28 protein-coding genes and 1 pseudogene are annotated in these 23904 nt (G+C 64.1%); 23 read left to right on the top strand and 6 right to left on the bottom strand.

Features of this window, described 5'->3' with window-relative positions:
• The first annotated feature begins 58 nt into the window (after nt 1-58).
• From AC0L3U_RS22105 to AC0L3U_RS22085, 5 genes are read left to right on the top strand one after another with little or no spacing between them, the layout of a single operon-like run.
• Nucleotides 59-1948 carry an ABC transporter permease gene (locus AC0L3U_RS22105; protein ID WP_247360681.1) on the top strand — a complete coding sequence of 630 codons (1890 nt, stop codon included), beginning with the start codon at nt 59-61 and terminating at the stop codon, nt 1946-1948.
• Nucleotides 1945-2736 carry an ABC transporter ATP-binding protein gene (locus tag AC0L3U_RS22100; RefSeq protein ID WP_473363189.1) on the top strand — a complete coding sequence of 264 codons (792 nt, stop codon included), beginning with the start codon at nt 1945-1947 and terminating at the stop codon, nt 2734-2736. Before AC0L3U_RS22105 ends, AC0L3U_RS22100 begins: the two co-directional genes overlap by 4 nt.
• Nucleotides 2733-3437, top strand: a complete 705-nt coding sequence (locus tag AC0L3U_RS22095; RefSeq protein ID WP_027517314.1) for an ABC transporter ATP-binding protein — start codon at nt 2733-2735, stop codon at nt 3435-3437. Before AC0L3U_RS22100 ends, AC0L3U_RS22095 begins: the two co-directional genes overlap by 4 nt.
• Before the next feature lie 14 nt (nt 3438-3451).
• Complete coding sequence (locus tag AC0L3U_RS22090; RefSeq protein ID WP_007592445.1) at nt 3452-3907, top strand: MarR family winged helix-turn-helix transcriptional regulator; 456 nt, start codon at nt 3452-3454, stop codon at nt 3905-3907.
• A 42-nt stretch (nt 3908-3949) separates the two neighbouring features.
• Complete coding sequence (locus tag AC0L3U_RS22085) at nt 3950-4339, top strand: hypothetical protein (protein ID WP_473363188.1); 390 nt, start codon at nt 3950-3952, stop codon at nt 4337-4339.
• Between the two features lie 57 nt (nt 4340-4396).
• Here the strand turns inward: AC0L3U_RS22085 and AC0L3U_RS22080 are convergent, their stop codons facing one another.
• Nucleotides 4397-5593, bottom strand: coding sequence for an amidohydrolase family protein (locus tag AC0L3U_RS22080; RefSeq protein WP_018459312.1), 1197 nt, complete (start codon nt 5591-5593; stop codon nt 4397-4399).
• A gap of 156 nt (nt 5594-5749) precedes the next feature.
• Between AC0L3U_RS22080 and AC0L3U_RS22075 the strand changes: the two genes are divergently transcribed.
• From AC0L3U_RS22075 to AC0L3U_RS22040, 8 genes and pseudogenes are all read left to right on the top strand, one after another.
• Nucleotides 5750-6523, top strand: a complete 774-nt coding sequence (locus AC0L3U_RS22075; protein ID WP_106943076.1) for a ferredoxin--NADP reductase — start codon at nt 5750-5752, stop codon at nt 6521-6523.
• Between the two features lie 106 nt (nt 6524-6629).
• On the top strand, nt 6630-6956 hold the full coding sequence (locus AC0L3U_RS22070) for a hypothetical protein (RefSeq protein ID WP_027517320.1): 327 nt from the start codon (nt 6630-6632) through the stop codon (nt 6954-6956).
• Nucleotides 6957-7045: 89 nt separating this feature from the next.
• Nucleotides 7046-8301 (top strand): annotated as a pseudogene (locus tag AC0L3U_RS22065) (cytochrome P450).
• A gap of 133 nt (nt 8302-8434) precedes the next feature.
• A complete protein-coding gene (locus AC0L3U_RS22060; protein WP_007592434.1) occupies nt 8435-8617 on the top strand; it encodes a hypothetical protein in 183 nt (60 codons plus the stop codon).
• A 9-nt stretch (nt 8618-8626) separates the two neighbouring features.
• Entirely contained in the window at nt 8627-8827 is a 201-nt protein-coding gene (locus AC0L3U_RS22055) for a hypothetical protein (RefSeq protein ID WP_007592432.1), read from the top strand.
• Between the two features lie 3 nt (nt 8828-8830).
• Nucleotides 8831-9058 carry a hypothetical protein gene (locus AC0L3U_RS22050; RefSeq protein ID WP_027517322.1) on the top strand — a complete coding sequence of 76 codons (228 nt, stop codon included), beginning with the start codon at nt 8831-8833 and terminating at the stop codon, nt 9056-9058.
• Nucleotides 9059-9073: 15 nt separating this feature from the next.
• Nucleotides 9074-9337 (top strand): hypothetical protein, encoded by a 264-nt coding sequence (locus AC0L3U_RS22045; RefSeq protein ID WP_473346581.1) that lies wholly within the window; start codon nt 9074-9076, stop codon nt 9335-9337.
• Nucleotides 9338-9371: 34 nt separating this feature from the next.
• The gene (locus AC0L3U_RS22040) at nt 9372-9614 is read left to right on the top strand and encodes a hypothetical protein (RefSeq protein WP_027517324.1); all 243 of its coding nucleotides are present in this window, start codon (nt 9372-9374) and stop codon (nt 9612-9614) included.
• A 37-nt stretch (nt 9615-9651) separates the two neighbouring features.
• Here the strand turns inward: AC0L3U_RS22040 and AC0L3U_RS22035 are convergent, their stop codons facing one another.
• Entirely contained in the window at nt 9652-10902 is a 1251-nt protein-coding gene (locus AC0L3U_RS22035) for a DUF763 domain-containing protein (protein ID WP_473363187.1), read from the bottom strand.
• A gap of 125 nt (nt 10903-11027) precedes the next feature.
• On the opposite strand from AC0L3U_RS22035, the gene AC0L3U_RS22030 reads away from it, so the two are divergent.
• Nucleotides 11028-12176, top strand: coding sequence for a mechanosensitive ion channel family protein (locus AC0L3U_RS22030; protein WP_473363186.1), 1149 nt, complete (start codon nt 11028-11030; stop codon nt 12174-12176).
• A gap of 1 nt (nt 12177) precedes the next feature.
• Here the strand turns inward: AC0L3U_RS22030 and AC0L3U_RS22025 are convergent, their stop codons facing one another.
• Both AC0L3U_RS22025 and AC0L3U_RS22020 read right to left on the bottom strand, forming a co-directional pair.
• On the bottom strand, nt 12178-12972 hold the full coding sequence (locus AC0L3U_RS22025) for an ABC transporter substrate-binding protein (RefSeq protein ID WP_473363185.1): 795 nt from the start codon (nt 12970-12972) through the stop codon (nt 12178-12180).
• A 10-nt stretch (nt 12973-12982) separates the two neighbouring features.
• Complete coding sequence (locus tag AC0L3U_RS22020) at nt 12983-13963, bottom strand: tripartite tricarboxylate transporter substrate binding protein (RefSeq protein ID WP_473363184.1); 981 nt, start codon at nt 13961-13963, stop codon at nt 12983-12985.
• A 116-nt stretch (nt 13964-14079) separates the two neighbouring features.
• Here AC0L3U_RS22020 and AC0L3U_RS22015 point away from each other — a divergent pair, with 116 nt between their 5' ends.
• From AC0L3U_RS22015 to AC0L3U_RS21985, 7 genes are all read left to right on the top strand, one after another.
• Entirely contained in the window at nt 14080-14790 is a 711-nt protein-coding gene (locus tag AC0L3U_RS22015) for a TetR/AcrR family transcriptional regulator (protein ID WP_473363183.1), read from the top strand.
• 29 nt (nt 14791-14819) lie between these two features.
• The gene (locus AC0L3U_RS22010) at nt 14820-15704 is read left to right on the top strand and encodes an amidohydrolase family protein (protein ID WP_473363182.1); all 885 of its coding nucleotides are present in this window, start codon (nt 14820-14822) and stop codon (nt 15702-15704) included.
• Nucleotides 15701-17002, top strand: coding sequence for a C4-dicarboxylate transporter DctA (gene dctA / locus AC0L3U_RS22005; RefSeq protein ID WP_473363181.1), 1302 nt, complete (start codon nt 15701-15703; stop codon nt 17000-17002). The genes AC0L3U_RS22010 and dctA overlap by 4 nt, the downstream gene beginning before the upstream one ends.
• A gap of 39 nt (nt 17003-17041) precedes the next feature.
• On the top strand, nt 17042-17755 hold the full coding sequence (locus tag AC0L3U_RS22000; RefSeq protein ID WP_473363180.1) for a PIG-L deacetylase family protein: 714 nt from the start codon (nt 17042-17044) through the stop codon (nt 17753-17755).
• On the top strand, nt 17752-18435 hold the full coding sequence (locus AC0L3U_RS21995) for a 4-carboxy-4-hydroxy-2-oxoadipate aldolase/oxaloacetate decarboxylase (RefSeq protein WP_473363179.1): 684 nt from the start codon (nt 17752-17754) through the stop codon (nt 18433-18435). Before AC0L3U_RS22000 ends, AC0L3U_RS21995 begins: the two co-directional genes overlap by 4 nt.
• A gap of 83 nt (nt 18436-18518) precedes the next feature.
• Nucleotides 18519-19388: a substrate-binding domain-containing protein gene (locus tag AC0L3U_RS21990; protein ID WP_473363178.1), complete on the top strand. Its 870-nt coding sequence runs from the start codon at nt 18519-18521 to the stop codon at nt 19386-19388.
• Entirely contained in the window at nt 19388-20311 is a 924-nt protein-coding gene (locus AC0L3U_RS21985) for a DUF1932 domain-containing protein (RefSeq protein WP_473363177.1), read from the top strand. Before AC0L3U_RS21990 ends, AC0L3U_RS21985 begins: the two co-directional genes overlap by 1 nt.
• A 12-nt stretch (nt 20312-20323) precedes the next feature.
• Here AC0L3U_RS21985 and AC0L3U_RS21980 read toward each other — a convergent pair whose 3' ends face one another.
• Both AC0L3U_RS21980 and AC0L3U_RS21975 read right to left on the bottom strand, forming a co-directional pair.
• Nucleotides 20324-20635: a hypothetical protein gene (locus AC0L3U_RS21980; RefSeq protein WP_456764819.1), complete on the bottom strand. Its 312-nt coding sequence runs from the start codon at nt 20633-20635 to the stop codon at nt 20324-20326.
• A 214-nt stretch (nt 20636-20849) separates the two neighbouring features.
• Nucleotides 20850-22091: an amidohydrolase family protein gene (locus AC0L3U_RS21975; protein ID WP_473363176.1), complete on the bottom strand. Its 1242-nt coding sequence runs from the start codon at nt 22089-22091 to the stop codon at nt 20850-20852.
• 141 nt (nt 22092-22232) lie between these two features.
• On the opposite strand from AC0L3U_RS21975, the gene AC0L3U_RS21970 reads away from it, so the two are divergent.
• Complete coding sequence (locus tag AC0L3U_RS21970) at nt 22233-22652, top strand: nuclear transport factor 2 family protein (protein WP_247360432.1); 420 nt, start codon at nt 22233-22235, stop codon at nt 22650-22652.
• A gap of 178 nt (nt 22653-22830) precedes the next feature.
• Nucleotides 22831-23739 carry an amino acid ABC transporter substrate-binding protein gene (locus tag AC0L3U_RS21965; protein ID WP_473363175.1) on the top strand — a complete coding sequence of 303 codons (909 nt, stop codon included), beginning with the start codon at nt 22831-22833 and terminating at the stop codon, nt 23737-23739.
• Nucleotides 23740-23904 lie beyond the last annotated feature (165 nt).

Below are 23904 nucleotides of genomic sequence, written 5' to 3'. Positions count from 1 at the left end.
AGCGCCGCCTCGAAGGATGAAGCCCAGTATCGAGAATGTTGCTTAACGCGGACCGCCGATGGCCTTTTACGTCGTACAGTTTCTGACCGGTCTCGCCAGCGCAGCGTCGCTGTTCCTGGTGGCGTCGGGCCTGTCGATCATCTTTGGCGTGACGCGGATCGTGAATTTCGCGCACGGCGCCTTCTACATGATCGGTGCCTATATCGCCTTCACGCTCACCGAGCGCCTATCGGGGACGTTCGGCTTCTGGGGCGGGATCGTCATCGCAGCGCTTGCCGTGGCGGTGATCGGTGTCATTGTCGAGATGGTGCTGCTCCGGCGCATCTATCACGCGCCCGAGCTGTTCCAGCTGCTTGCGACCTTCGGCCTGACCTTGATGGTCGAGGACCTCGTCGTCCTGATCTGGGGCCCGGACGATCTCGTCGGGCGCCGTGCACCCGGCTTCAAGGGGGCGATCGACTTTTTCGGCCAGAACATCCCGAGCTATGATTTGTTCCTGATCGTGCTCAGTCCGGTCGTGCTTGGCATCCTCTGGCTCCTGTTCCAGCGCACGCGCTGGGGCGTGCTGGTGCGCGCAGCGACGCAGGACCGCGACATGGTCGCGGCGCTCGGCGTCAACCAGAAATGGCTGTTTACATCCGTGTTTGCGGTCGGCGTTTTCCTCGCCGCTCTGGGCGGTGCGCTCCAGATCCCACGCGATGCCGTGCATCATGCGATGGATTTGCGTATCATCGTCGAGGTCTTCGTCGTCGTCGTGATCGGAGGCCTCGGCAGCATCATCGGGGCTTTCGTCGCGGCGGTGCTGGTCTCCGAGCTCAACGCCTTCGGCATCCTGATCTTTCCAAAAATCTCCATCATCCTCGTCTTCCTGGTGATGGCGGCAGTGCTGATCGTGCGGCCCTGGGGCCTGTTCGGCAGGCCCGAGGCGCCGGCGCGCAAGACGCCGGGTCTCACGGTCAATCCCTGGCGGCCGCTGACGTCGAACGAGCGGCTGGCCGCGCTTGCAGCGCTCGTCATCGCCGCGACGCTGCCGCTGTTCGCCGGCAATTATGCACTGACCGTCGGCTCGGAGATCGCGATCTCCGTGATCTTCGCCGTCAGCCTGCACTTCCTGATGTCGGTCGGCGGGCTCGCCTCCTTCGGCCATGCCGCCTATTTCGGCCTCGGCGCCTACGGCGTCGCTTTCCTCGCCAAGATGGCGGGACTGCCGATGATCGTCTGCCTGTTGCTCGGGCCGCTGCTCGGCTGCATGGGCGCTGCCGTGTTCGGCTTCTTCGCGGTGCAGCTCTCCGGCGTCTATTTTGCAATGCTGACGCTCGCCTTCGCGCAGATCGTCTGGTCCATCGCGTTCCAGTGGGTGAGCGTGACCGGCGGCGACAACGGCATCCTGGGCGTCTGGCCCGCGAGTTGGGCGGCGAGCCCGTCGCATTTCTACTGGCTGTCGCTCGGGGTTGCGGCGCTTGTGACGATCGCGCTGCGGGCCATGGTGTTCTCGCCGTTCGGTTATGCGCTGAGGGCGACGCGCGACTCGCTGCTGCGCAGCGAAGCGGTCGGCATCAACGCCAAGCGGATCCAGTGGACCGCCTTCGTGATCGCGGGCACGACCGCCGGCATTGGCGGCGCGCTGTTCGCCTACCTCAAGGGCAGTGTTTTCCCGGACAATCTCGGCATCTCGCTCTCGGTCGATGCGCTTGTGATGGTGCTGCTCGGCGGCGTCGAGACGGTGTCGGGCGCGGTGATCGGCGCCATCGTCTACAAGGCCTTGAACATCTGGCTGGTCAGCCAAACCGACCTGTCAAAGCTCGTGCTCGGCGGCTTCATCGTTCTGATCGTCGTCGTCTTCCCCAAGGGCATCGTCGGCATGCTGGAGATGCTTGCCCAGCGCCGCAGGAAGGCGTCGCCACCGGGGTCACCCTTGCTTGCCAAGCCGATCGAGTCCGCCGAATGAGCGTCGCCCCACCACTTCTCGCGGTCGAAAGCCTGACCAAATCCTATGGCGGCGTCCACGCCGTGCGCGGCGTCTCGTTCTCGCTGCGATCAGGCGAAATCCTGGCGTTGATCGGGCCGAACGGCGCGGGCAAGAGCACCTGTTTCGACATGCTCAACGGCCAGAACAAGCCTGACAGCGGCCACGTCCGCCTGCTCGGCGAGGACACAACCGGCAGGAAGCCGCGCGAAATCTGGCGGATGGGCGTGGGCCGCACCTTCCAGATCACCGCGACCTTCGCGACCATGACGGTGCGCGAGAATGTGCAGGTCGCGCTGATCTCGCACGGCAAGCAATTGTACAATCTTTGGGGCTCGGCGCCGAACTTCGACCGCGGCGAAGCCGGGCGACTGCTGGAGCTGGTCGGCATGGGCGGCTATGCGGATCGCCCCTGTGGCGAGCTTGCCTATGGCGATCTCAAGCGGCTCGAGCTCGCCGTCGCGCTCGCCAACCAGCCAAAGCTGCTGCTGATGGACGAGCCGACCGCCGGCATGGCGCCGCGCGAGCGCGTCGATTTGATGCGGCTGACCGCGCAGATCGCCCGGGAAAAATCGATCGGCGTTCTCTTCACCGAGCACGACATGGACGTGGTCTTCGAGCACGCCGACCGCATCATCGTGCTCAACCGCGGCACGCTGATCGCCGAGGGCTCGCCCGCCGAGGTCCGGGGCAATCCGCAGGTGCAGGCTGTCTACCTCGGCGAGGGCTTGCTTTACGAGGCCGGGCATCGCGAGGGAGCATCGGCATGAAGCTCACGGTCGAGGGGCTCAATAGTCATTACGGCCCGGCCCATATCCTGTTCGACATCGGCTTCGAGGTCGGCGAGGGGGAAGTCGTGGCGTTGCTCGGCCGCAATGGCGCCGGTAAGTCGACGACGTTCCGCTCGATTGTCGGGCTGGTCGCGCAACGCTCGGGGCGGATCATGTTCGAAGGCAAGGACGTCTCGGCGCGCCCGACACATGAGATCGTGCGGGATGGGCTTGGTTACGTGCCGGAGGAGCGGCGCATCTTCACCGATCTGACGGTGGAAGAGAATCTGGAGGTCGGCCGTCAGCCGAAGCGCCCGAACGCGCCGCACTGGACCCGCGACAAGCTGTTTTCGCTGTTTCCTAACCTCGGCGAGATGAAAAATCGCCCGGGCGGCCGCATGAGCGGCGGCGAGCAGCAGATGCTTACCATCGCGCGCACGCTGATGGGCAATCCCTCGCTGGTGCTGCTGGACGAGCCCTCCGAGGGCCTGTCGCCGAAGATCGTGGAGCAGATGGTCGATGCCATCCTGACCATGAAGAAGGAGGGCGTCAGCATCGTCGTCTCCGAGCAGAATCTGCATTTTGCACGGCTGATCTCCGATCGCGCCTATATCATCGAGCGCGGCCGCATCTGTTTCGGCGGCACCATGGCCGAGCTCGACGCGCGTCCGGATATCCGCGACGCGCATTTATCGTTGTAGGGGGCGGGGAGCGGATGGCGAGAAGCGTCGCGGCGAAGAAGAGCGTCAAACCAGCAAAGCCGCCTTACGTGCTCGACGAGCAGGTTGGTTTCATCCTTCGCCAGGTCTGGCAGCGCCACAGCGCGATCTTCTCTCGCGAGATCGGCACCAATATCACGCCGACGCAATGGGCGGCGCTGTCGAAGCTCGCCGAGGCCGGGCCATGCTCGCAGAACCAGCTCGGGCGCCTGACGGCGATGGATGTGGCGACCATCAAGGGCGTGATCGATCGCTTGACGGCGCGCGGCCTGACCGAGACCAGCCAGGATCCCGAGGACGGACGGCGGCTTCTGGTCAGCCTGACGCGCGCGGGCCAGCAACTGGCGGAAAAGGTCGCGCCGAATGCGCTCGCGATCACACGGGAGACGCTGGCGCCGCTCGAGGCAAAGGAGCGCGAGATGCTGATGGCGCTGTTGAACAAGCTGCGGTGAGGCGCGACTAACCTCGGTGAAGGTCTTGTCGAGGTTTTTGATATGAGAGCGGCGAACCGGTTTGCGATGGCTCTGAGTATGAGTGTGATGCTGGCGGGCCAGTGTGCTCCCGCCCTGGCGGCGCAAGCCTATGAGGGGTTCTGGGCGTCGACCAAAAAGGATTGCCGCGACCAGGACAGCGCCAACCGCATGAGCATCGAGGGCGGCAACCGCCTCTATTGGTACGAGACCAGGTGCCGCGCCAGCGAGATCACCGCCGACGGGAAGCTCAGCTGGAAAATGAAGCTCGCCTGCGAAGGTGAGGGCGAGAAGTATCGCTCCAATCCCCGGGTTTCCATTGCCGCTGATGGCAAGCTGGTGATGGACAACAGCCCGGTCGGGCAAGGCAAGCGCCAGACCTACGTGCGTTGTGAAATCGCTAAGCGCCGTTGATTGGGTGATCAGCTTTTCCCGAGGGACCGCGCCGAGCGGCGAGCCGCTCCGGCTGCGTCACTTGGCCACCACCTCCGGCACCCGGCCGGCCGGCGGGGTGTTGCGGCTGCGCTGGGTGCGCACGATGCCGTCGATGATGGTCATGCCGATGCCGGGGAGGTCGCCGAGCTGGACGCTGTCTAAAATGTTCTTGCCGGCCGAGTGCTGCGCCTTGTCCATGATGACGAAATCTGCGGAACGGCCGACTTCGATCAGGCCGCAATCCAATTCGCGCATCCGCGCCGTGTTGCCGGTGGCCAGGCAAAACGCGACCTCGGCCGGCAGGTCGCCCAGCGAGGACAGCATCGACACCATGCGGAGAATGCCGAGCGGCTGCACGCCGGAGCCGGCGGGCGCGTCGGTGCCGAGGATGACGCGGTGCAGATCGCCCATCTCGCGCGCGATGCGCAACGTGAACAGCGCCGAGCGCTCATTGCCGTTGTGCACCAGCTCGAGGCCGCGCTTGCAGCCCTCGCAGATGCAGCGGATCTGGTCGTCGGGAAGCGCGGTGTGGCCGCCATTGATGTGGCCAACCACATCGGTGTCGGCCTCCAGCACCACGTCCTTGTCGATCAGGCCGGAGCCGGGGATCGAAGGACCGCCGGTGTGGATCGTGCTCTGGATGCCATATTTGCGGGCCCAGCCAACCATTTTTCGCGCCGTGGGGCCATCCTTGACGCCGCCCAAGCCCACTTCGCCGAGCAGCTTGACGCCGGCTGCGGCCAGCTCCTTGAAATCCTCCTCGACCATCTCGCATTCGATCACAGGTGCGCCGGCGTGAACCTTCACGCCGCCAGGCCGCAGATTCCAGAATGCGCGCTGGGCGAAGATGGCCATCGCCTTCAACCCGACGACGTCGCGCGGGCGGCCGGGCATGTGCACCTCGCCTGCGGAAATCATCGTGGTGACGCCGCCATGCAAATTGCTGTCGATCCAGCCGATCTGGTTCTGGCGCGGCGTCCAGTCGCCCGCAACAGGGTGGACATGGCTGTCGATCAGGCCGGGCGCCACCGTGGTGCCGTTGGCCTCGACGATGGTGGTCGCGCCTTCGGTGTTGAGGTCCTTGAAGCGGCCGATCGCGGTGATCTTGCCGTTCTCGGCGACGATGGTGTCGCCGTCCAGGATCGGCTTTTCCAGCGCGCCGGACAGGATCAGGCCGATATTGCGGATCACGAGCTTCGAGGGTCCGGTGGCCTGGGGTGCGTCATGCGCCATGGAATGGGTCCTTGTCCTTAACTGCAACGCTTCCGATCTTGGGCAGCCTTGACCCCGGGATCAAGCCGGATTATTCATTAGTATACAAATGATCGTGTACAAACGACGCATAGCTGCCGCCTTGAAAACCGCCACGACGCGCCACGGAAGGGTGAGATGAGCAATTTCAATCAGGAAGCCGTTTTGAGCGTCCACCACTGGACCGACACGCTGTTCTCCTTCAAGACCACCCGCAGCCCGACCTTCCGCTTCCGCAACGGCGAATTCACCATGATCGGGCTCAAGGTCGGCGAGAAGCCGCTGTTGCGGGCCTACAGCGTCGCCAGCGCCAATTACGAGGACACGCTGGAGTTCTTCTCGATCAAGGTGCCGGACGGCCCGCTCACCTCACGGCTCCAGCATCTGAAGGAAGGCGACGAGATCATCGTCAGCCGCAAGGCCACCGGCACGCTGGTGATCGACAATCTGGAGGATGGCCGCAACCTCTACCTTATCGGCACCGGTACGGGCCTTGCGCCGTTCCTGAGCGTGATCAAGGACCCCGAGACCTACGAGCGGTTCGAGAAGGTCGTGCTGCTGCACGGTTGCCGGCACGTGAAGGAGCTCGCCTATGGCGAGATGATCACCGAGACGCTGCCCAAGGACGAGCTGATCGGCGAGTACATCCGCAACCAGTTGATCTACTATCCGACCGTGACGCGCGATCCCTTCCGCAATCGCGGCCGCATCACCGACCTCATCACCTCGGGCAAGCTGTTTTCCGATATCGGCCTGCCGGCCCTGGAAGCCGCCCACGACCGCGTCATGATCTGCGGCAGCCCGGCGCTGGTGGCGGATACCCGCGTGCTCCTCGGCGAGCGGGGTCTTGTCGAGGGCAATCACGGCGAACCGGCCCAATTCGTGGTCGAAAAGGCTTTCGCCGAGCGCTAGGCCCGGAACCTCCGCGCAATAAGACCGTATTTTCGCCGCCGCGCGCCCGTTGCGGCGCCGATTCGGCACGCGATACACTGTGGGAACGAATCAGCGGAGTTCCCACATGGTTGCGGACAGCGACAGCAACATCGCCTGGCACCGGGTTCAGTTGAAGAAGAACCGCGCCGAGTTGAAGGCACTCGAGACCGCGCGCTTCACCATGGGCGAGATCGCGTCTTCGAAGCGGAACGGGCAGACCCAGAAGGCGGTCGGGGAACTCAAGCGCAAGATCGTGCAATCCGAGCGCGTGATCGCCGATCACGACAAGCGCACGCGCCGTCCGCTCACCACCGACCTGCGAAGCCTCAGCAACGGCAGCTGGAGCAATTGGGACGCCTACACCAATCAGCAGCAGCGCAAGATCGGCCCGCGTTCGCCCGGGCGGGGGTAGGCACTCAGCTCATCGCGCCGCTTCCGGCCCTTGCGGGCCGTCGCGTGCGCACCATCTGGTTGAGGCGCCACCAACCACTCGGTGATCCCATGACACCGCGCCTCGATTTCACCAGCGAGGCCTTCTTTCGCGATCCGCCCAAGGCGATCGCAACGTTGCGCATGTCCGGTCCTGTGGTCGCGACGCGATTTCCTCTCGTCGGCGATGTCTGGATCACCACGACCCACGATGCCACGGCGCAGGTCCTGAAGGACGGCACCAATTTCACGCTGCGCAAGGAGGATGGCGACGTCGCAGGTCTGCGCTGGTGGATGCCGAACTACGTCAGAACCATCGCCAACAACATGCTGACGATGGACGAGCCGGACCATACAAGGCTGCGCAGCATCGTGGACGAGGCCTTCCGGCGCCGCGCGATCGTCGCGATGGAGCCGCGTATCCGCGCCATCGCGGACGGTCTCGCCGACGAGCTGTTCCTGGCAGGAAGCCCGGCCGATCTCGTCCAGCGTTATGCCCGCATCCTGCCGCTCGCGGTGATCTCCGAGCTGCTTGGGTTGCCGTTGGCCGATCGCCCTCGCTTCATCGCTTGGGCCAATACGATGTCTTCGCTCACCGACGTCGCCAGCTTCTTCCGCCTGCTGTTCGCGTTCCGCAAGATGCGAGCCTACCTCGAACGGCAGCTTCAGATTGCGCGCGCGCGGGGCGGCGAGGGCCTGATCTCGGAGCTGGTCCAGGTCGAGCGCGAGGGTGGCCAGATCACGCCGGACGAAATGGTGTCGATGGTGTTCCTGCTGCTCGCGGCGGGCTCCGAGACCACCACGCATCTCATCAGCGGTTCCGTCTACGAGCTCCTTAGAAGTCCTGGCGTCCGCGACTGGCTGGCACAGGACTGGAGCCGCGTCGGGCTTGCGGTGGAGGAATTCCTGCGCTTCGTGTCGCCGGTGCAGTTCTCCAAGGCGCGCTATGTGCGGCGGGATATCGAGCTCGCGGGCGTGCGTCTCAAGAAGGGCGATCGCGTCATGGTGATGCTCGCCGCGGCGAACATGGACCGGCGGCGCATGATCGTCCCGACAGCCTCGATCTCGCGCGCAAGCCGAACCGTCACATGTCCTTCGGAACGGGAATCCATTTCTGCCTCGGTCATCAACTTGCCCGGATCGAGGCAGCGTGTGCCTTGCAAGCGCTGTTTGTGCGATGGCCGAAACTTGGCTTTGCTGTGGACGTGTCTCAGATCCACTGGCGCAAGCGACCGGGCATGCGTGCGATCGCGAACCTCCCCGTTGTGCCCGACGGCCACGGAGCAGCTGGATCGATGATGGTTCGTTCCCAGCCAGCGGCCTGCTGAGACTTACACGCTTGCGGAATTTCTCTGGACTCGTCGGTAGGAACGGCATGCCGTTGCTCTAGTTGTTTTTGCGACATCGAAAGCCGGATGAGTTCCTCCGGTCGATGTCGTGTCAACAACAGGAGACAGCATCATGACCGGCAAGATGCCACCTGTTCCCGCCGAGAACCAAAGCCCCAAGGGAACCGGCGACAGCAAGCAAGTGTCCTCGACTGCCCCGCACGGCCAGCAGCGTGCGCAAAATCCAGACCAGCAAGGGCAGCAGGGCAACATCAAGCAGAACACCACCAACCAAGGCTATCAGCAAGATCGCTGAGGAGGTGACATGTCGACATCCACCAAGACACCGAACAGCATCCGTCAGGGCGGACCTGGCGCATCGCATGAGAATGCGAAGGCACCGCTCGAAGTGAAGAAGCCACCGGCGGACGACCCGCAGCGCAACCACAGCCGCGTCTCTGGCGGGGGTGGCGAGCACGATTCACACCACAGACACGACGAGGCCGGAAAGGGCGGAGGCAGGTGAGACATGACCAATAAGCAACCCAAACTCTACGCACCGACCGAAAAGGATCTGCACGAAAATCCCATGATTGGCGGATCGAAGGGCGCAACGATGGCCGGTATCTCGCCTGACGACCTCGAGGACGCCCTGGGCGAGAACACGATCGAAGGCGATGTCGAGAACGACGTGAACGCCGCTGGCGGCATCGACAAGGACGTCGCGCGCAGCGGCGCGCGCCGACGAGACCGATAGCTCCGGAGGACGAGCATGCAAGGCAAGAAGACCCACGAGCAACAGGTTCGCATCCTCGAGCGCAAGCCCGATGTTCCAGACGCGCGAGAGCTTGACCAGGCGATCGGCCACAATCCGGAGGACACGGCCGTCCATCGCGCGCGACCTGAGGCGCGGCAGAGTGAATTTCCGGTGAGCCGGGGCGGCCTCAACCAGGAAAGCGACCACAACAAGCACAACGATTCCGGCCAAAGCGGACACAAGCCCCCGAAACCGACGCCGGCACAGCAGAAGCACTGAGCTTCACAGGCGATCAAAGCAAGAGGAGAAAAAGATGCCAGGTGGTCATGGCAGCAAGACGCATTTCAGATCGGGCATGCACGGCAAGGGCGACGGCACCGGCGCCATGACGGACGTGCCCAAGGACAAGATCGGCGACAACATGGTGCTGTCCAACCGCGACAAGAAGCAGCATTCGGACATTCGCGGCATGGACGGCAAGTCGATCCAGACCGATCAATATCAGGATCATTCGGCCAACCGGCTCGACGAGGAGCCGGGCACCGACGAGACCTGAGAGAGGCGTTCCTCCCGACCAACTCGCGGACCGGTGTTCAGCCGGTCCGCTTTTTTGTCGATGCCAGGTCCCGTTCCCAGCCGAACACTGAGCGGCCGTCGAGATCGGGTGAGGCGGCACGCTCTCCGGCGATATAGGACTCAACCGATGGCCCGCGCGCGGTGCGCTCCAGCCGCCGCGCCTGGTCGTCGAGGCGCTTGATGGCCTGCATCTCTTCCTCGCGCCCGAGCTTTGCATTCTGGATCGCGCTCTTGAGCACGCGGATGGTCTCGTCATACACCTTGATCGGAACGGGGTAGGGATGCCGGTCCTTGCCGCCGTGGGCGAGCGAGAAGCGGGCGGGATCGTTGAAGCGGTAGGGTGCGCCGTGCACGACTTCGGCGACCATCGCCAGCGAACGCACGGTGCGAGCGCCAACGCCGGGCGTCAGCAGCAGTTCCGGAAAGTCGACTGGGCCGCGCTCGGCCGCGGCCGCGAGTGTGCCGTGCAGGCGGCGCGCAAACACGTCCTTCGGCCGCACGTCGTGATGCCCGGGCATGATCAGGTGCGGCAGCGTCGCCTGTGCGGGCTCGGGCGTAGTCCCGGTGAGCCGTTCGAATTCGGAAAGGATGCGATCCGGGCCGAGATCGCTCAGAAGCTCGAGCTGCGCGCTCCGCGAGAGAACGGCGCGATGGTCGGTGAGATTGACGATCTCGCCTTGCAGCGGCCCGTCGATCGCGCTGTGCGGGGTATCGACAAAACTCTTCAGCGCCTCGGAATGCCAGTGATAGCGGCGGGCCTGTCGCTTGTCGCCGTTCATGCCCTGCTGCACCACGGTCCATTTGGCATCGGCGGTGACGAAGAAGCCGTGGAGGTAAAGGTCAAAGCCGTCCTGGACCGCGGCGCTGTCAACCTTGGCCACGAGGCGACTCGCACGCGTGAGCTTTGCGCCGTCGAAGCCGACGCGGTCGCCGAGCTGCATCAGTTCGTCCGGGGTCTTGCGCGAGTGCTGGCCACGTCCACCGCAGACGTAGATTCCGAGCTCATCCTGGAGCGGGCCTAACCCCCGCTTCAGCGCCCCTATCACGGAGGTCGTGATGCCGGAGGAGTGCCAGTCCATCCCCATGACGGCGCCGAACGACTGGAACCAGAACGGGTGCGAGAGCCGCTGGAGGAATGCATCTCGTCCGTAGTGATGCACGATCGCTTGCGTGACGATCGCGCCCAGCGACGACATGCGGGTCGCCAGCCAGGGTGGAACCCGGCCGGTGTGAAGGGGAAGATCGGCGCTGCCAGTCCGTCGAGTCATGATTGACCAGAAATAGCGCAGTTCGGCGATGATTGCACCAGAGGGATGCTGCATTGCACTGAGCGGGGGAGCGAACCACGCTACGACGCGTTGAACGGCAAGCGCGAATGCAAACGGGGACTTTAATGAATCGGCAGACCCTTTTGGCCGACATCGACAGGATGTTCGGGTGGATACCGTCGTGGTTCGTCGGCCTCTGTCTGGTCGCTGGCGCTATTCTGATGGCCCTGTCGATCTACCGCCTCGCGGTTTGGCTGTTCAACCGCGCCTTCGGAACCCGTCTCCCGCTCGTGAGCGTGTTCATCGAGCGCACGGCTGGCCCTGCTCAGTTGGCCCTCAGTCTTGCCGCCGTAGCCTTGGTGCTGCCGCTCGCGCCGCTGGACGATGCCTTCCGCACGCCGCTGACGCGCCTGTTCGTCGTCGCCTTCATCGCGCTGATCGGCTGGATCTCGATCCGGATCGTCGATATGAGCGCGGCACGGTATCTCCTGAACTTTCGCGACGTCACCGAGAATTTTGTCGCGCGCAAGCACGTCACCCAGGTCCGCGTCTTCAAGCGCGTCACCGATATCATCATTGTCATCATCACGGTATCGACCGCCCTGATGACATTCGACTCGGTCAGGCAATACGGCGTCAGCCTGTTCGCCTCCGCCGGTGCCGCGGGTATCATCGTCGGTCTTGCCGCCCGGCCGCTGCTGAGCAATCTGATCGCGGGCATGCAGATCGCGATCACCCAGCCGATCCGCATCGAGGATGCCGTCATCATCGAGAACGAGTGGGGCTGGGTCGAGGACATCGCCTCGACCTATGTGGTGATCCGGCTGTGGGACTGGCGCCGCATGGTGGTGCCGCTGTCTTATTTTATCGAAAAGCCATTCCAGAACTGGACCCGCGACACCGCGTCCCTGATCGGCGTGATTGCGTTCCATGTCGATTATCGTGCCGACGTGCCGCGGATCCGGCGCTGGCTGGAAGAAGCAGTAAAGGAGTCCAAGCTCTGGGACGGCGAGGTGGTCAACCTCCAGGTGATCGACGCGGATTCACGCACCATCGAGCTCCGCGCCCTCGTCAGCGCCAGGAATGCGCCGCAGTCCTGGGACCTGCGCTGCGAGATGAGAGAGAAGCTCATCGCCTTCATCCGCGACGAGATGCCGGAAGCGCTGCCGCGCGAGCGCGCGATCCTGATTCCGTCGGGAGGAGGCGACGATGACGCCGATTTCGTGCGGCGTGCCGCGCCGCCGGAGAAGATGCGGGCGAGCGCACGCAATTGACCTACATCGCCTTCGTGGCGCCGCGCAAGCCGGCCTGGCGCTGGATCGTGTCCAGCGCGCCGGACGACTGCTCTTCAGTGACGAAGCGGTTGAGCAGTGGCAGGGCCGCCTCGCGTCCTTTGGGGATAGCGATGGCCATATGCTCCAGGCCCCAATTGCCATCGAGGATCCGCGCGCCCGGCATCTGGTCGGACATCTCAAACAGTGTGGGCTTGTTGGTCGCGTAGAGATCGATCTCGCCGCGGCCGAACATGGCGACGGCAACCTTGACGCTTTCGGCGGGAACGATGGTCGCGTTCTTGAACTTGGCCGGCAGCGTACGCTCGGAGGTCGAGCCTTTGGTGACGCCGATCTTGACGCCTGGTTTGTCGATATCCTCGACCTTACCGATCGACGAGTTCGCCGGCACGAAATAGCCGAGCTCGATCGCCAGCACGGGCTGGCTGAAGCTGACCTCGGTAGCGCGAGCCGGCGTGGCATTTGTCACGGTGAAATCGACCTGGCCGTCATGGATCGCGGCGACGATGTCGGCGACGCGTTGGAACTTGACGTAATCGACGTTTACGCCGAGCCGTTTTGCAAGCTCGCCCCCGAGATCGTAAGCGAGCCCGTGCGGCTTGCCGGTTGCATCCGTCACCATCGAGGTCGGGCTGCCCGGATAGACGCCGACGCGTAACATGCCACTCGGCGCCAGCAGCTTTGCTTCGCCGTCGGCATGCGCTGGCGCCCCAAAGAAGCTGATGACTACCGCCGCGAGCAGGGCGGCGCGCGAAAGCCGCGCGGAGGAGGTCCTCATGCGAAGAGCCTCACTGCGCTCGGATGTCGGCAGCCTTCAGCACCGGCTCCCATTTGGTCGCCTCGGCATGCATGTAGGCGTCGAAATCCTTGGACGAAGAGCCCACTGGAGTTGCGCCGATCTTGCCGAGCGTCGACAGCACGTTCGGGTCCTGCAGCGCCGCCTTCAGATCAGTTTCGAGCTTCGCCACGATCTCTGGCGGCATTTTCGCCGGGCCGAGAACGCCCCACCAGACCGATACGTCGTAGCCCGGCACGCCCGACTCGGCGACGGTCGGAACATTGGGTAGCGCCTTGGAGCGTTCGGCCGAGGTCACCGCGAGCGCGCGCACCGGACCGCCTTCGATTTGGCTGATGGCTTCCGCAAGTGGATTGATGCTGAGCGGGATGTCGCCGGCGATCACGGCGGTCAGCGCGGGCGCGCCCCCCTTGTAGGGGATCGCGACGATCTTGGTGCCGGACATGTATTTCAACAGCTCACCGGCGAGATGCGCCGAGGTGCCGTTGCCGGACATACCGTAAGAGAGCTTGTCAGGGTCCTTCTTCGCCGCAGCGAGAAGATCGCCGACCGTCTTGTAGGGGCTGTCCTTGGCGACGACGATCGCTAGCGGCGAGGAGGCGACTTCGGTGATCGCGGTAAAATCCCTAAACGTGTCGTAAGGCACGCTCGGATAGATGAACTGGTTGAGGGGATGACCGCTCGCGACCAGGATCAGCGTATAGCCGTCGGGGGCGGCCTGCGTCAGTGCCTGAGAGGCGACGATGCCGCCGGCGCCGGGGCGGTTGTCGACCACAGGCTGCTGGCCCCAGGTTTTCGCCAATGCCTGTCCGAGCGTGCGCGCGAGCACGTCGACCGCGCCGCCGGCAGCGTAGGGCACCAGGATGTGAACCGGCTTGCTCGGATAGCTGTCGGCGGCCTGCGCGGCGCCGCCTCCCAGCAGCAGACCGGCACCCAGCATCAAGCCGCCGATCTTCTTATTCAAACCCTGCATTTTCCAGCACTCCTTGCGAGCGTTTGCGTGCGGACCCTCGGTCTTTCGAGCCGTCCGGACGCTGCCCATGGTTTTTGTTGACGAGACCTGATCTTTTGTACGATAGTACAAATCGCATGATACGCAACCCCACCAGCAAGGAAACGGCCCGCAAGCCGAACATGCGCGAGGCAATTCTCGCCGCGGCCGAGGAGCTGTTCGCCACCAACGGTTTCAACGCCGTGTCGGTGCGCGATATTGCACAGGCCGCGGGCGCCAATCCCGGCAGCGTCACCTATCATTTCAAGACCAAGGACGGCCTGCTGCTGGAGATCTACCGGCGCCATTGCGGGCCAATGAATTTGCGCCGTTCCGAGCTGCTCGCGGCCGCCAAACGCGTGCGCGATCTCCAGGACCGGCTCGAAGCGGTGGTGCGGGCCTATGTCGTGCCGGCCTTCACCTCGGGCAGTGATCTTGCCGGAGGCGGGGCGCGGTTCACGCGGCTGCGCGCGGTGATGTCCGCGGAGGGCAACGAGGTCGCGCGAAAGATCATCGCACAGACTTTTGACGACACCAGCCACGCCTTCATCGATGCTGTTCACGAAAGCCTGCCGCACGTTCCGCGCACCGATATCGTCTGGCGCAGCCACTTCCTGCTTGGCGCACTCTATTATTCGCTGGTGACGCCGGATCGCGTCTCGCGCCTGTCGCGCGGCGAGGCCGACGGTAGCGATGCCGCAAGCGCCATCGAGCAATTGGTGCAAGCCACCGTGGCCGCGTTCCAGGCGCCGGCACTGGATCAGGCTGGGCTGGCACGGCGACGACCGGTCGTCAGCAGCAAGACTTGAACACTCGGTCTCGTTCGGCGGTTTATCCGATGGCAATGATGTACACGCCGACCATCCCGCCGCCCGATCCGGACACGCGCACGCCGAAGTTCGAGCTGCCGAAGCTGTCTTGCGATGCGCATTGCCACATCTTCGGGCCCGGCGCGAAATACGCTTACGCGCCGGACCGTTCCTACACACCGCCGGATGCGCCGCTCGCCGATTTCCGCGCGCTGCATGCCAAGCTCGGCGTTGGACGTGCCGTCATCGTCAATGCCAGTGTGCATGGCACCGACAACACGGTGGCGCTTGACGCCATCGCGCAGAGCAACGGCGCCTATCGCGCGGTTGCCAATATCGACGACACCATCACCGAGCCCGCGCTCCGCGTGCTGCACGAGGGCGGCTTCCGCGGTTGCCGCTTCAATTTCGTCCGCCATCTCGGCGGCGTTCCCGATAAGGGGGGGTTCGACCGTATCGTCGCGATGGTCGCGCCGCTCGGCTGGCACATCGACCTGCATTTCGACGCGATCGACCTGCCCGAATATGCCGACACGCTGACAAAGCTGCCGCTGAGCTACACGATCGACCATATGGGACGGGTGAAGGCGTCCGAAGGGCTCGATCAATTGCCGTTCAAGATCCTGATCGAGCTGATGCAGCGCGACGAGAAGTGCTGGGTCAAGATCTGCGGCTCAGAGCGGGTGTCCTCCAGCGGTCCGCCGTTCACCGACGCCGTGCCGTTCGCGCGAAAGATCGTCGAGACCGCGCCCGACCGGGTCATCTGGGGCACAGATTGGCCGCATCCCAACGTCAAGGCGATGCCGAATGACGGCGATCTCGTCGACCTGATCCCGCTGTTCGCGCCGGAGCCGGAGTATCAGCAGAAGATCCTCGTCGATAATCCGGCGCGCCTGTTCGAGTTCGACCAATGACGGCGCTGGCGATCGACAAGCCACGCGGCCGCGCCTGGTGGAAGGAGCTCTGGATCCAGGTGCTCATCGCCATGGCGGCCGGCATCGCGCTTGGGATCGTCGATCCCGAGGCGGGCGCCAGGATGCAGCCGCTTGGCGACGCCTTCATCAAGGCGATCCGGATGCTGATCGCGCCGATCATCTTCTGCACGGTCGTCCATGGCATCGCGCATATGGCCGACATGGCGCGGGTGGGGCGCGTCGCGGTCAAGGCGATCGTCTATTTCGAGATCATGACCACGATCGCGCTGATCATCGGGCTCGTCGCGGTGAACGTGCTCAAGCCCGGCGTCGGCATGAACATCGATCCCGCCAGCATCAACGCCAGCGCGATCGAGCCCTATGTCAAGCAGACCGGCGTGATCGGCTTCGTGCCGTTCCTGATGAACATCGTGCCCGTGACGTTCGTCGGCGCCTTTGCCGAGGGCAACATCCTCCAGGTGCTCTTCATCGCCGTACTGTGCGGATTTGCGCTGGTGCAGCTCGGCGAGCGCGCCGCGCCGCTGGTCAATCTCATCGACATCGCCGCCAAGATGGTATTCACCGTCGTCGGATTCGTGATGTGGGCGGCGCCGATCGGCGCCTTCGGCGCCATCGCCTTCACGGTCGGCAAGTTCGGCGTGGGCTCGCTGGCCTCGCTCGGCAAGCTGCTCGGCGGTTTTTATCTCACCTGCGTGATCTTCATCATCGTGGCGCTCGGCCCGGTCGCGCGGCTGTGCGGCTTCTCGCTGCTCAAGCTGATCCGCTACATCTGGGAAGAGTTGCTGATCTGCATTGCCACGACATCGTCCGAGACGGTGCTGCCGCGCATGCTGACCAAGCTGGAGCAGGCCGGCTGCGAGCGCAGCGTCGTTGGGCTGGTGATCCCGACCGGCTATTCCTTCAATCTCGACGGCACCTGCCTCTACCTTGCCGCCGCCTCGGTGTTCCTGGCGCAGGCGACCAACACGCCGCTCGGGCTCGCCGAGCAGATCGAGCTGCTCTTGATCCTGCTCGTGACCTCCAAGGGCGCGGCGGGCATCGCGGGCGCCGCCTTCGTCGTGCTAGCGGCAACGCTGTCCGCCACCGGCAGCATTCCGGTGACGAGCGTGGCGCTCGTGCTCGGCATCCACCGTCTGATGTCGCAGGGGCTGACGCCGACCAATCTGATCGGGAACGCGGTCGCGACGATCGCGATTGCCAAATGGGAAGGCGCGCTTGATGCCCAACGCCTGAAGCGCGTGCTCGACGGCGAGGAATCCGCTGTCGCGGCTCGATGAACCGATGACGTTGACGAACGAAAGAGGGGAGTTTGTCCCATGAAAACAGGTCTCGTGATCACGGCCCATCCGGGCGATTTCGTCTGGCGCGCTGGAGGTGCCATCGCGCTGCATGCGAAGAAGGGCTATCGCATGAAGATCGTCTGCTTGTCCTACGGCGAGCGCGGCGAGAGCCAGTTCGCCTGGAAGGAGAAGGGCGCGACGCTGGAGTCAGTCAAGGCCGGCCGCAAGGACGAGGCGGAGCGCGCTGCAAAGCTGCTCGGCGCCGAGATCGAGTTCTTCGACTGCGGCGACTATCCGCTGAAGCTGACGGAAGCGCATTTCGACCGCATGGTCGACATCTACCGCGAGCTCAATCCAAGCTTCGTGCTGACGCATGCGCTGGAGGATCCCTATAATTTCGACCATCCGAACGCGGCGCATTTCGCGCAGGAAACCCGCGTGGTCGCGCAGGCCATGGGCCACAAGCCCGGCGCGCAGTACAAATACTCCGCACCCCCGCTGTTCCTGTTCGAGCCGCACCAGCCCGAGCAGTGCAATTACAAGCCGGACCTGCTCCTCAAGATCGACGAGGTCTGGAAGGAGAAGTACGAGGCATTCCAGATCCTCGCCGCGCAGAAGCACCTCTGGGGCTATTACGAGCGCGTCGCGCTCAATCGCGGCATTCAGGGCAGTCGCAACACCGGCGTTCCGATGACGTATGGCGAGGCTTATCAGCGCCTATTCCCGACGGTTGCGGAGGAGCTGGCATGAAGCCGGTCGTCGTTCGCAACATTGAGCGTGCCGATCCCGCTGGGATGGCGGAGTACGGCGTCTCGACCGTGCACGAGGCCTATGGCCGCATCGGCCTGATGAAGCCGTATCTGCGGCCAGTCTGGCCCGGCGCGGCGATCGCCGGCCCCGCTGTGACCGTGCTCGCCCAGCCCGGCGACAACTGGATGATCCATGTCGCGGTCGAGCAGTGCAGAAAGGGCGACATCCTCGTCGTCGGCTGTACCGCCGACAACACCGACGGCATGTTCGGCGAGCTGCTCGCGACCTCGCTGCAGGCGCGTGGCGTGCAGGGGCTGATCATAGATGCCGGCTGCCGCGACGTCAGGGCGCTGCACGAGATGGAGTTTCCGGTGTGGTCGCGCGCGGTCTCGGCCAAGGGGACGGTGAAGGCGACGCTCGGCGCGGTCAATGTCCCCGTGGTGTGCGCCGGCGTCAATGTCGATCCCGGCGACATCATCGTGGCCGATGACGACGGCGTCGTGGTGGTGCCGAAGCGCTACGCGGCCGAAGTCGCCCAGAAGGCGAAGAAGCGCAACGCGGATGAAGCCGGCAAGCGCAAGCGGCTGGCTTCGGGCGAACTGGGCCTCGACATGTACAGCATGCGCGAGGCCTTGACGAAGGCCGGGCTCGTCTATGTCGACAATCCCGAGGATGTGTGAGCGCAGTATTTTCTGAGCATGATCTATTCGGAAAACCGCTTCACACTTTTCCGGATCATGCTCTCGAGAAGCGGAGCGGACCGATGGATCGTCTCAAGCTGAAGACCGTGCTCGGCAGTCACCCCCATGTCCAGGCGGTGAAAAGCGGTGAGCTCCGCTCCGACCTGTTCGATCTCGATTTCATCGCATACACGCCGACCAACACCGCGTTCAAGCCGATGGTGCGCGAGCAGGCCTTCGACGTCTGCGAGATGGCGATCGTGACCTATCTGATGGCGAAGGCGCATGGCAAGCCGCTCGTGCTGCTGCCTGCCGCCATGCTCGGCCGTTTCCAGCATTCCTACGCGCTCTATAATCCTGCGCGTGGAACGCTTGGGCCGTCCGATCTGGAAGGCAAGCGCGTCGGCATCCGCTCCTTCACGACCACCACCGGAGCCTGGATCAGGGGCATCCTCGCCAACGACCACGGCGTCAATCTCGACAAGATCCGCTGGGTCACGTTCGAAGATCCGCATGTCGCCGAATATGTCGACACCACCGAGCGCGCGCCGAAGGACAAGAAGATCCTCCAGATGCTGCTCGACGGCGAGCTCGACGCTGTCCTCGGCGAGGCCTCCAATGATCCCAAGCTGAAGACGCTATTCCCCGATCCGGCCGCGGAAGCCGCCAAATGGTACGCGCGTCGCGGCGTCGTGCCGGTCAACCATCTCGTGGTCGTGACCGTGCAGCTGGCGAAATCGCGTCCTGACGTGCTCGCGGGCGTCTATGATCTGCTCAAGCGGAACAAGACCCGGATGGGGCCTGCGGCGACGCCCGATCTCGTTCCGTTCGGAATCGAGGCGAACAGGAAGCCGCTGGAGCTGATCATCGACTATGCGTTTCAGCAGGCGCTGATCCCGCGCCGCTATGTTGTCGAGGATCTGTTCGACGAGACAACGCGAGGACTGAACTGATGGCGGGCGATCCCAAGCGATGGCAGATCGGACTGGTCGGTTACGGCGAGGTCGGCAGGATCCTCGCCGAGGATTTGCGCCAGGAGGACATCAAGGTCTCAGCCTATGACATCAAGCTCGGTGGCGAGCAGGGCGATTCGCTGAAGGAGCATGCTGAGAAATTCGGTGTCGGGCTGAAAGCCTCGCACACCGAGCTGGCCGCCAAGTCCGATTTCATCATCTCCGCGGTCACCGCGAGTCAAACCGTGCCTGTGGCGAAGGCCTGCGCGGCCACGATCAATCAAGGCACCTGGTTCCTGGATTTCAATTCGGCGTCTCCCGGCGCCAAGCAGCGTGCCGCCGCGCTGATCGATGGCGCCGCTGGACGTTATGTCGAGGGCGCGGTGATGACGTCGGTGCCGCCTTATCGCATCAAGGTGCCGTTGCTGCTCGGTGGTCCCGACGCCAGGGAGCTCGAGCCGCTCTTGAACGCGATCGGTTTTGCGGCAAAGGTTGCGAGCGACAAGCTCGGTGTTTCCTCGGCGGTGAAGATGTGTCGCAGCATCATGATCAAGGGCCTGGAGGCCATGGTGATCGAGAGCTTCACCACCGCGCGCGCCTATGGCGTCGAGGACGCGGTGCTGGCTTCGCTGGCGGAAACCTTTCCCACGATCTATTGGGAGATGCAGGGCGCTTATTGCTTCCAGCGCGTGATCGAGCATGGCCGCCGCCGCGCCGAGGAGGTCCGCGAGGTCGCCGAGACCGTGCGTGAAGCGGGGCTGACGCCGTGGTCCGCGCAGGGCACCGCCGAGCGGCAGGCCTGGGTGGCGGACCTCGCCGATGAGGGCCTGTTCGGAATGAAAGGTACCAAGGAATTCGCCCGAAGCGCTGATTGGCGCACCGAGGCGGACCGAATCCTGGCGAAGATCAATCGCGAGAAATAGGGTGGCTCCTGCTCAGGACTTTGCCGTGCGAGAGCCAGTGAGCTCGTCGCGGGCGCGTTCGATCAACTCCATCAAGTCTTCGGCCTTGCGGGCTAGCCGATCGTTCGCGACTTCGGTCCGGAATTCTGCGCGGATCGACCGAATGCACTTGTCGGCGGTATCGAGCGTCAGGAGCATGCGCGTCAGGTCATCCTGTGTCCGGACGCCCGCCAGATCGAGGTCCGACAGGACGTGCCCGATGCCGTCGAGCCGCTTCACGGCGGCCTCGCTGGGCGTTCTTGCTCGAATGGAGTGAGTGTCGATGCCGCTGAATGCGCTGAACATGTCGATGCTTCCCCGTTTGAATGCAGACATCAGTGCCGGTCCTACTATGACCGGCACCGCGGGACTTGCAATGAGCGCAGCTATCGAGAATCAGCAAGAATCTACTATCCGGGAATCTACCGGATTCAGAATTGCGGAACGATGAGCGGTAACATCGAACGGAAGCTGCTCGGAAATAAGCCGCCCTTCAATGCAGATATGCATCGAGAGCGGATCAGCAGCCGGGGCTGAACAGAGTGGGCCGTTGACGCGCAAAAGTCTGCCGGCCGCTCTTGAAGCCCATCACGACATCCGGCAGCTCTGCGATGGCGAAGCGGCTGTCTTGCGTATCGAGCACGACGAGATCGGCGGGGTTTCCGACCTTGATGCCGTAATCCCCGAGGTTCATCAGCCGCGCCGGCAGCTCGGTCACGAGATCGAGGCACGCATCGAAGTCGTTGACCGAGGCATGCGCGACGTTGGCGTAGAAATTCGCCATTCGCAGCAGTGAGGCATCACCGAACGGCGTGAAGGGATTGAGCACGTTGTTGGTCGCGATCGAGCACACCACGCCTTCGCCGGCGAGCTTGTGGGCGAGCGTCAGCCCGCGCGGCGCGTTGTGGGTCGCCTCGCGCCCCATCAGATAGAGATCGGTTGCCGGCAGCACCGTGACGGCAACGCCGGCCTTGGCCAGTTGCGCGGTGGCCGCCCTCAGCCGCTCCGGTGGCAGCGCGGAGAGTTTCGTCGCATGGCCGATTGCCACGCGTCCTCCGTAGTTGCGCCGCTCGGTTTGCCGGCAGACCTCGTCGAGGTGCCACCAGGAGGGATCGAGATCGAAATCGAGATGGAGATCGACGTCCACGTCGAACGCCTCGGCGAGGTCGAAGATGCGTGTGAGATGGGCGTTCGGGTCCGTGTCCGTATAGGGACAGCCGCCGATCACCTCGCCCCCGTCGCGCAGCGCCTGGATCAGAAGCTCCTCGCTGCCGGGATCGTTGGTGAGGCCTTCCTGCGGAAAGACACAGAGCGACAGGTCGATCGCCCAGGCAAAGTCACGCTTCAGCGCCTTCACCGCCTCGAAGCCGCGCAAGCCGATGCGCGGATCGATCTCGACGTGAGTTCGCATGCGCGTGGTGCCGTGGACGATGGCACGTTCGAGCACCCGGGCGCCGCGCGCGTAGACGTCCTCGACCGAGAAATCCTTCTTCATCCCGGAGACGGCGCGGATCGCTTCGGAGACGCTGCCGTGATCATGCCCGCAGCGGCCGAGCAGGCAGGCCTTGTCGAGATGGATGTGGCTGTCGACGAAGCCGGGCAGGGCGAGACGCCCGCCGATATCGACCTCGACGGCCTCGCAGGCGAGCGTCGGTTCGATGGCGGTGATCCGGCCGCGCGTGACGCCGATGTCCATCGGGTCGGCGGCACCACGCAGCAAGGCGCTGCGAAAGACGAGGTCAAAGGCGGATTGGGCGGTCATGGCTCTTGCGGAAGGAAATTAGTGCATTCGGCCGCGTTTGGCGGCGCCAGATTGTCGGCAGTGTAGCGACGGATGTTCAAAATATATGCACGTATTCCCCGAGAGGGGCGTTAGTATTCCGCAGACCCGGGAGAATGAGCCATGTCCGCTGCCGCAAAAGCCGAAGCCGGTCCGTCGTCCGACGCCGAGATCGTTGAAGCCTATCTCACGGCGTCGATGATCCCCGATCCGGACGCCGCGGCGGCCTATATGGCGCCGGGCACGGTGATCACCTTTACCGGCGGGCGCGAGTTCGATCATCCGCGGGGCCCGACCGGGTTCAACGCCAAGCGCTACCGCTGGGTCAAGAAGAAGATGGATCGGTTCGATGTCTGCCCCGGCGACGGCGAGACCGTGGTCTATAGCGTCGGCACGCTCTACGGCGAATGGATGGATGGGACCGCGTTCGAGGGCAACCGCTACGTCGATCGCTTCGTGGTCCGGAATGGCCAGATCACCAAGATGGACGTCTGGAACGACAGCGCCGAGCGGATCCTGGTCCAGCGCGGTATCGACGCGTAAGCGCCATCCTGGCGCTTGAGGCGCCTCGACTCCAGGCGGACAAAAGGCCGGTCACCATATCCCAAGCCGCGATAGCTGATAGATGCAAGCTCGTGTGGCGGCTGCCGCGCGCCTGCGCTATCAACGGTGCGATTGCTGCGCCCGGCATGGAGGCGCGAGCCTCCTCGAGGAGTTCCCGATGCGTTTACCCACTGTTGTCCTGGCCCTCACATGCCTTGCAACGGCTGCTTCCGCCGAAGACCTGTCGGGTACGCTTCAAAAGGTCAAAGAGACCAAGAAGATCACGCTGGGCTATCAAGAGGCGTCGGTCCCATTCAGCTATCTCGACGGCAACCAGAAGCCGGTCGGCTTTGCCATGGATATCTGCCTTAGAATCGTGGATGCCGTGAGGAAGCAGCTCGGCATGCCCGACATCGCGGTCGACACGCTCGCCGTGACGTCGTCGAACCGGATTCCGCTGATGGTCAACGGGACGCTCGACCTGCATTGCTCGGCGACCACCAACAACGCCGATCGCCAGAAGCAGGTCGCCTTCACCAACACGCACTTCCTCAGCGCAACGCGATTTGCAGCCAAGAAAGCCGCAAAGATCAACACCATCGACGATCTCAAGGGCAAAGCGGTGACGGCGGTGGCCGGCTCGGTCAACCTGACGCAGCTCGCCAAGGTCAGCACCGAGCGCAATCTCGGCATCAATGTGATGCCGGCCAAGGACCAGGCCGAAGCCTTCCTGCTGCTGGAAACCGATCGCGCCCAGGCCTACGCGCTCGACGACGTGCAGCTCGCGGTCGCGATCGCGCGCTCGAAAGAACCTCAGCTCTTCATGATCAGCGAGGAGACGTTCTCGAAGCCTGAGCCTTACGGGATCATGCTCCGGCGGGAGGACGCGCCGTTCAAGGCGCTCGCCGACCGCGCGACTGCAGAGCTGTACGCGAGCCAGGAGATCGAGGTCCTCTACAAGAAATGGCTGGAATCGCCGACACCGCCGAACGGCCTCAACTACAACGTCCCGATGTCGAGCGCCTTGCGCAACGCCTTCAAGAAGCCGAGCTCCAGCTTCGATCCGGATGTGTACGTCGTGAACTGAGGCGAGGGCTGTCGCCGCCGGAGGCGGGTCGCGCGCGAGCGGTCCGCCGAGATGTCAGTAGGCCGTCGGGAACCCCCGCCGCGCCCCGGGTCCGGCCGGGGGCGGGCCAGCCTGCTGCATGATATCGGCCCGAGGAACTTGCGGTCACCTTCGCGACTCTCCAGC

Source organism: Bradyrhizobium sp. Kon69 (genome assembly GCF_055807515.1).
This window is presented reverse-complemented; position numbering and strand designations above follow the sequence as displayed.

What these genes read in the sequence shown, in the direction of transcription:
- AC0L3U_RS22105 (WP_247360681.1), top strand. Translation starts at nt 59, where the DNA reads ATGGCCTTTTACGTCGTACAGTTTCTGACCGGTCTCGCCAGCGCAGCG.
- AC0L3U_RS22100 (WP_473363189.1), top strand. Translation starts at nt 1,945, where the DNA reads ATGAGCGTCGCCCCACCACTTCTCGCGGTCGAAAGCCTGACCAAATCC.
- AC0L3U_RS22095 (WP_027517314.1), top strand. Translation starts at nt 2,733, where the DNA reads ATGAAGCTCACGGTCGAGGGGCTCAATAGTCATTACGGCCCGGCCCAT.
- AC0L3U_RS22090 (WP_007592445.1), top strand. Translation starts at nt 3,452, where the DNA reads ATGGCGAGAAGCGTCGCGGCGAAGAAGAGCGTCAAACCAGCAAAGCCG.
- AC0L3U_RS22085 (WP_473363188.1), top strand. Translation starts at nt 3,950, where the DNA reads ATGAGAGCGGCGAACCGGTTTGCGATGGCTCTGAGTATGAGTGTGATG.
- AC0L3U_RS22080 (WP_018459312.1), bottom strand. Translation starts at nt 5,593, where the DNA reads ATGGCGCATGACGCACCCCAGGCCACCGGACCCTCGAAGCTCGTGATC.
- AC0L3U_RS22075 (WP_106943076.1), top strand. Translation starts at nt 5,750, where the DNA reads ATGAGCAATTTCAATCAGGAAGCCGTTTTGAGCGTCCACCACTGGACC.
- AC0L3U_RS22070 (WP_027517320.1), top strand. Translation starts at nt 6,630, where the DNA reads ATGGTTGCGGACAGCGACAGCAACATCGCCTGGCACCGGGTTCAGTTG.
- AC0L3U_RS22060 (WP_007592434.1), top strand. Translation starts at nt 8,435, where the DNA reads ATGACCGGCAAGATGCCACCTGTTCCCGCCGAGAACCAAAGCCCCAAG.
- AC0L3U_RS22055 (WP_007592432.1), top strand. Translation starts at nt 8,627, where the DNA reads ATGTCGACATCCACCAAGACACCGAACAGCATCCGTCAGGGCGGACCT.
- AC0L3U_RS22050 (WP_027517322.1), top strand. Translation starts at nt 8,831, where the DNA reads ATGACCAATAAGCAACCCAAACTCTACGCACCGACCGAAAAGGATCTG.
- AC0L3U_RS22045 (WP_473346581.1), top strand. Translation starts at nt 9,074, where the DNA reads ATGCAAGGCAAGAAGACCCACGAGCAACAGGTTCGCATCCTCGAGCGC.
- AC0L3U_RS22040 (WP_027517324.1), top strand. Translation starts at nt 9,372, where the DNA reads ATGCCAGGTGGTCATGGCAGCAAGACGCATTTCAGATCGGGCATGCAC.
- AC0L3U_RS22035 (WP_473363187.1), bottom strand. Translation starts at nt 10,902, where the DNA reads ATGACTCGACGGACTGGCAGCGCCGATCTTCCCCTTCACACCGGCCGG.
- AC0L3U_RS22030 (WP_473363186.1), top strand. Translation starts at nt 11,028, where the DNA reads ATGAATCGGCAGACCCTTTTGGCCGACATCGACAGGATGTTCGGGTGG.
- AC0L3U_RS22025 (WP_473363185.1), bottom strand. Translation starts at nt 12,972, where the DNA reads ATGAGGACCTCCTCCGCGCGGCTTTCGCGCGCCGCCCTGCTCGCGGCG.
- AC0L3U_RS22020 (WP_473363184.1), bottom strand. Translation starts at nt 13,963, where the DNA reads ATGCAGGGTTTGAATAAGAAGATCGGCGGCTTGATGCTGGGTGCCGGT.
- AC0L3U_RS22015 (WP_473363183.1), top strand. Translation starts at nt 14,080, where the DNA reads ATGATACGCAACCCCACCAGCAAGGAAACGGCCCGCAAGCCGAACATG.
- AC0L3U_RS22010 (WP_473363182.1), top strand. Translation starts at nt 14,820, where the DNA reads ATGGCAATGATGTACACGCCGACCATCCCGCCGCCCGATCCGGACACG.
- dctA (WP_473363181.1), top strand. Translation starts at nt 15,701, where the DNA reads ATGACGGCGCTGGCGATCGACAAGCCACGCGGCCGCGCCTGGTGGAAG.
- AC0L3U_RS22000 (WP_473363180.1), top strand. Translation starts at nt 17,042, where the DNA reads ATGAAAACAGGTCTCGTGATCACGGCCCATCCGGGCGATTTCGTCTGG.
- AC0L3U_RS21995 (WP_473363179.1), top strand. Translation starts at nt 17,752, where the DNA reads ATGAAGCCGGTCGTCGTTCGCAACATTGAGCGTGCCGATCCCGCTGGG.
- AC0L3U_RS21990 (WP_473363178.1), top strand. Translation starts at nt 18,519, where the DNA reads ATGGATCGTCTCAAGCTGAAGACCGTGCTCGGCAGTCACCCCCATGTC.
- AC0L3U_RS21985 (WP_473363177.1), top strand. Translation starts at nt 19,388, where the DNA reads ATGGCGGGCGATCCCAAGCGATGGCAGATCGGACTGGTCGGTTACGGC.
- AC0L3U_RS21980 (WP_456764819.1), bottom strand. Translation starts at nt 20,635, where the DNA reads ATGTTCAGCGCATTCAGCGGCATCGACACTCACTCCATTCGAGCAAGA.
- AC0L3U_RS21975 (WP_473363176.1), bottom strand. Translation starts at nt 22,091, where the DNA reads ATGACCGCCCAATCCGCCTTTGACCTCGTCTTTCGCAGCGCCTTGCTG.
- AC0L3U_RS21970 (WP_247360432.1), top strand. Translation starts at nt 22,233, where the DNA reads ATGTCCGCTGCCGCAAAAGCCGAAGCCGGTCCGTCGTCCGACGCCGAG.
- AC0L3U_RS21965 (WP_473363175.1), top strand. Translation starts at nt 22,831, where the DNA reads ATGCGTTTACCCACTGTTGTCCTGGCCCTCACATGCCTTGCAACGGCT.